Source organism: Methanomethylovorans sp. PtaU1.Bin093 (assembly GCF_002067275.1).
GTDB lineage: Archaea > Halobacteriota > Methanosarcinia > Methanosarcinales > Methanosarcinaceae > Methanomethylovorans.
The window spans coordinates 1-5,311 of the sequence record NZ_MVQX01000034.1 but is presented as its reverse complement, the minus strand read 5'-3'; the positions used below and the strand labels follow the sequence as shown (position 1 = coordinate 5,311).

Genomic DNA, 5,311 nt, shown 5'->3' with positions numbered 1-5,311 from the left:
CCCGGCCTTTATTCCATTCCGTACAACGCCAAGATAACTTCTGTGCCCATATTGTGTCCTCTTGGCCACAGCTGTGAGTTCCACGCATGTATCGTGGTCGATAATACCTTCCCTAGATGCAGTTTTTAATGTTTCACGTATGTTCACCATGGGAGCGGATACAGGCTCGAAGGTTTCAGGATTCGTGGCAACAGCAACCTCATCATCATTCTCGATGACACCATCCCTGTACCATTCGTATATCCTGCCAACACCGATCATACCATGAACATCAAGTTCAGATGCCCTCAAAGCTCCCATACTGCCGCCTCCGACGACTTTAACCCCTGCTTCAAGAGCTCGCAGGATCTCCTTATGGGCGACAGCCGCCCTGTTGAAGAAAATACCATCTATAATACCAATGATCCTGTATCCTTCCCGAAGCACCTGGTCAATATTTCCTCTGGAAACAGGTGGCATATAGGTAACTTCCAGCAGGGTCCTTGCCTCCTTGTGGCTTATGCTGGTGCCTGTAAATACTACTATTTCCCTGTTGCTCATCAATGACTCGTTCTCCGCTTCCACGGCCTCTCCGCAGCAGAGAGTTTTCTGCGAGGAGCTTTTTTGATCCTGTTACCTATGCGCTCGTGGTCAATGGTGTATACCTCGAATGCAGGCACGATAACTCTCACTACCGGTACACTTATACTGTTTCTGGAGAGATCAACAACAACCGCACGTTCTGCTACATCCTTTATTTGCTGAAGTAATACGTTGATATTCGTGGAAGGTCTGCCGGTGGACTGATCCTTGATATCAGAAAGACGAACTTTCTCACCGTCCTCATACCAGTAGCTATTCATACGCTTGATACGCTCATAGCCGATATCTCTAACAAATCTCTCCCTTTCTGTGTCTTCTCTGGCGCCATGTATCTGTACCACTCTTGACTGTGCGGCCTCGGTGATAGCTCGTCTCACAGCTATGGAAGGGTCGAGGTGTGAACCCGCACCCATTACAAGCAGTGCAGGGTCCTTCAGCCGTACATCATCCATGGCCGCTACCACTGTAGGAACATCAGTGTCATGGAACAGCAGCCAGAGTTTGAGGTCAATGCCATTCTCTCTGCACATCTGGGCAAGCCTGTAGTTCTCCCCGTCATCTTCTGTAAGTATTATTTCCTTCCCGGGAAAACGGTTGAACTCAGCAATGCTTAGGGCATCCCTTTCCAGAACTTCCAGCAGTCCATGAAAAATAGCCTCTTCAATAGTGTTACCTGCCGCCAGACCATTTGTATTGGTACGGAAAAGCTTCACAGACAGTCCAGGCGCATCGTACGGATGATATACAGCATTGGAGGGTACAAGGACCTCTTCTTTTTTCAGCAGGTCCCATCCGGTCGTCCATTCAATACGGGAAGAAGGTATCGGCTTTTCGGGAGGCAGGAGCGATCTTGGCTCGATAAGATCATAACTTCCACTGGCAATTTCCGGAGTTTCTATGAACTCGCGGGAAGTTATGCCTTCCTTAACATCTTTATTTACACCGCTACGCTCCGCAAGACATCTCTCAAAGCTTTCCATGATCGCAGAGATACGCGCTTGTACCTCATTTGCTCCCTTTCCGGAGTATACGGAGATGGCGCCCTCAGCCGCACTGGGCCTGATGCTGGAGAATACAGGTATGCCTACCCTATCAAGGTCTGTGATATTGGCAATGCGGGTCACTCCGATATCCTTGAGCAGGGGCTGCACCCTTTGAAGGGTCTCCTCTTCCGTGAACACACGCTGTGTTCCCTCTATGTAAGTAAGGGAGTCGTTTATGATGATCTCAGGCATTAGTATCGAAACTCTTCTGCATGTATTATATGTTTTTCGACGCCAACCTTGTACCATATATCTGACGGGCGGCAGATATTTATATAATTAAAGCTAAATAGAAGTTTCAGCAAGCCAAAATATGATAAATATGTTTACTATGTAAATAATAATATCTGAGGCTTCCCCTGTCTAAAACGAGAGATGAGGTGTAATATGAATACAAAAATACAAGAGAAAAGTAGGAAAAATGATCCCCGCCATTCATCCACTGATTGCCATACAGTGGTAGGTGGAGTGATCAGAGGCAGGCTTGACCCAGAAGATATGGACCTGTACCGTTTCATGGTCGGTGGTCTTCAGGCGAAATAGCCTGCAAAACTATTTTTTACAGGCTGGCGTATTAGGTCGCATGTACGACCTGCCAGCAATAAGAAAAGATTTCCCTCTTCTTGAGGAATTTATATATCTGGACAATGCTGCCACAACACAGACGCCTGTACCGGCAGTAAAAGCCATGGAAGAATATTTTTACAAATATGCAGCCAACCATGGCAGAGGCGCTCACAGACTTGCAAGAATGACCACCGATAGGTATGAAAATGCCAGAGAGACGGTTGCATCGTTCCTTAACTCTGATGTTACAGGAACTGTTTTCACCCGAAATGCCACAGAGAGTATCAATATGGTGGCTTACGGCCTGCAGTGGGACCGTGGGGACCATGTGGTAGTTCCCATCGTGGAACATCATTCTAACCTGTTGCCATGGTTGAGGTTGCGGGACCAGGGTGTAGAGGTAACAGTTGTACAGGCCAATGAGGAAGGGGTTGTGGACCCAGAACAGATCGATTTATCCATAACAGATAAAACACGTTTGGTAGCTGTCAACCATGTGACAAATGTGTTCGGCTCGATACAGGATATCAGGACAATGGTCCGGATAGCTCATAAAAATTGCTGTCAGATGCTTATAGATGCTTCTCAGTCCGCAGGGCACATGCCTCTTGATATGAAAAAAGTAGGAGCGGATTTTCTGGTAGCTCCAGGGCATAAGGGTTTACTGGGACCTCAGGGTACCGGTATTCTCTGTCTCAGGGATCCTGATTCCATAAGACCAATGTACTTAGGAGGGGGTATGGTGAGTTCTGTATCGATCGACAGTTACCAGATAGAAGCAAGCCCTGCACGTTTTGAGGCAGGGACGCCCAATATTCCCGGAGTCATTGGCCTTGGCAGGGCCGTGGAATATGTACAGGATGCAGGTATTGAGAATATAGAGAAGCATGAAACAACACTGGCAAAGAAAGCTGCTTCTCTGCTGGCTGCGATCCCTCAGGTGCAGGTGTATGGTCCTGAGAACAGAGCTGGAGTTGTGCCTTTCAATGTACATGGCATGAATCCGCATGATGTGGCCATTATCCTTGATCAGACGTGTAAGATCTGCGTGCGTAGTGGTTACCACTGTGCTATGCCCGCAATACAGAGCGTTGGGCTTAAAGGCACTGTACGTGCATCCTTTGCTCTGTACAATACGATAGAAGAAGTAGAAAAACTTGCAGAAGCTGTTTCGAGCATAGCTGCACTTGTTGGCTGATCGTATATATCTGACATACAAGAAGCACATCAGGTTCAGGTGGTTCATTGGAAGAGATAGAAATCCGGAATGCTGCAATAAACGATATCGGATATATCATGGAGATCGAGCACGAATCGTTTTGTGAAACAGTGTGTGAGGATCGATCTGTATTTTTAGACCGGATCTTAACTTTTCCAGACGGCTTCTTAGTTTTGGAAGTAGACGGACAGGTTTGCGGATATATTTCCTCGGAGATATGGAACTACCTTGAAGAAATAAAAGAGGATATGTTCAACCTTAATCACAGTATCAGTAAGCTCCATATGGTCGCCGGATCAGAGCTTTATATATCTTCGATAGGCATCCTTAAAAAGCATCGTGGGAAAGGATATGGAAAATTATTGTTTTCAGAGCTGTCCAGGAGGACCACTGAAAAATACAGCATCTCAAGTATGATCCTGCTAGTTTCAGTTCAATGGACAGCTGCAAAAAATATCTATGAGAAGAATGGTTTTGAGGAAGCAGGAAGGATACATCGGTTTTTTGATGACGAAACTCATTCGGATGCCATTGTGATGAGAAAATATCTCTAAGGTGATCTCACCATGCTTTTCTTGACACGTTGTTCAGATACTATTGAACCAACATTTTATATTAATATAATGTAATCTACTTCATGAATAAGGGAGGCATTTGATTGAGCAAGGACATGTTGATGTGGGATGAAACTATATTCAGGAATCCCGAAATACTTGAACTTGACCATGTTCCGGAATATTTTGCTCACAGGGATAGTCAGCTGCAATCATTAAAATTTGCCTTGAGGCCTGCTGTAAGGGGTATGCGTCCTCTGAATTGTCTCATAAGTGGTCCCCCTGGTACCGGGAAGACAACCGCCGTTAAAAAGGTATTCAGTGAACTGCAGGAACATGTAAAGAACATAGTCTTTGTGAAGATCAATTGCCAGATAGATTCCACCCGTTTTGCCGTTATGGCCAAGATATATGAAAATCTGTTAAAGGTTTCTCCTCCATCGTCGGGCGTATCCTTTGGGAAGGTTTTCCAGAAAGTTGTGAACCATCTGATCACCTCTGACAGGATACTTGTGGTTGCCCTTGATGACATTAATTATCTTTTCCATGAAGGTCATGCTGATGAAGTGATGTACTCCCTTTTAAGAGCACATGAACAATATCCTGGAGCACGTATTGGGGTAATAGCTATTGTAAGCGATACTGGTACCATGTACAAGTTCGACCCCAGGGTCGGGTCGGTATTTCTGCCGGAGGAGATCGCCTTTCCACGATATGGATCCAGGGAGATACAGGACATTATCAACAACAGAGTACTTCATGCTTTCTTTCCGCATGTCGTGCCCGCCGAAGTACAGGAAAAGATAGTAGAATACACAGACCTTACAGGCGACCTGCGTATAGGTATCGATCTGCTCAAGAGAGCTGGCCTTAACGCAGAGAGAAAAGCAAGTCGCATCGTTTCTATAGAGGATGTGGAAAAAGCATACGAAGCTTCCCGACTTTTACACCTGTGTCGTAATATCGGTACACTAAATGAACATGAGAAAACATTGCTACGCCTGATAGCACAGGGCAAGGAACCTCAGACCGGGGAACTTTACAAGGAATTCCATGAGACAACACAGCTTGGATACACTCGCTTCTACGAGTTGGTGGAGAAACTCAACTCTTCGCAATATATAGACGCTGATTTTTCCGGAAAGGGAATGCGGGGAAGGACCAGGATCATCAGAACACGATATAATCCGGCAGATATATTGCATTGTCTTGAAAAATAAGACCTTTCATGAATAATAGAAAAAAAGGGTTTTAAGCGCAGATATACTGCGCTCTGTTCTGTTTGTAAATATTTATTCCATACCCATGCCGCCCATTCCTGGTGGCATGTTGGGTACCATGTCTGC

The 5,311-nt window shown here is 45.6% G+C and carries 6 protein-coding genes; 4 read left to right on the top strand and 2 right to left on the bottom strand.

The genetic code is table 11. The features are described from left to right. Together A4E24_RS03420 and A4E24_RS03415 are read right to left on the bottom strand one after the other, a co-directional pair. The coding region (locus A4E24_RS03420; protein WP_292351679.1) for a TfuA-related McrA-glycine thioamidation protein at positions 1 to 540 on the bottom strand (540 nt) is incomplete at its 3' end. Next, the gene (locus tag A4E24_RS03415; RefSeq protein WP_292351677.1) at positions 540 to 1,817 is read right to left on the bottom strand and encodes a YcaO-related McrA-glycine thioamidation protein; all 1,278 of its coding nucleotides are present in this window, start codon (positions 1,815 to 1,817) and stop codon (positions 540 to 542) included. The genes A4E24_RS03415 and A4E24_RS03420, both read right to left, overlap by 1 nt. Before the next feature lie 195 nt (positions 1,818 to 2,012). Between A4E24_RS03415 and A4E24_RS03410 the strand changes: the two genes are divergently transcribed. From A4E24_RS03410 to A4E24_RS03395, 4 genes are all read left to right on the top strand, one after another. Further along, positions 2,013 to 2,168, top strand: a complete 156-nt coding sequence (locus A4E24_RS03410) for a hypothetical protein (RefSeq protein ID WP_292351675.1) — start codon at positions 2,013 to 2,015, stop codon at positions 2,166 to 2,168. A gap of 40 nt (positions 2,169 to 2,208) precedes the next feature. Then, the gene (locus A4E24_RS03405; RefSeq protein ID WP_292351673.1) at positions 2,209 to 3,390 is read left to right on the top strand and encodes a cysteine desulfurase; all 1,182 of its coding nucleotides are present in this window, start codon (positions 2,209 to 2,211) and stop codon (positions 3,388 to 3,390) included. Positions 3,391 to 3,437: 47 nt separating this feature from the next. Then, positions 3,438 to 3,965, top strand: a complete 528-nt coding sequence (locus tag A4E24_RS03400) for a GNAT family N-acetyltransferase (protein ID WP_292351671.1) — start codon at positions 3,438 to 3,440, stop codon at positions 3,963 to 3,965. 104 nt (positions 3,966 to 4,069) lie between these two features. After that, positions 4,070 to 5,185, top strand: coding sequence for an ORC1-type DNA replication protein (locus A4E24_RS03395; RefSeq protein ID WP_292351669.1), 1,116 nt, complete (start codon positions 4,070 to 4,072; stop codon positions 5,183 to 5,185). Positions 5,186 to 5,311 lie beyond the last annotated feature (126 nt).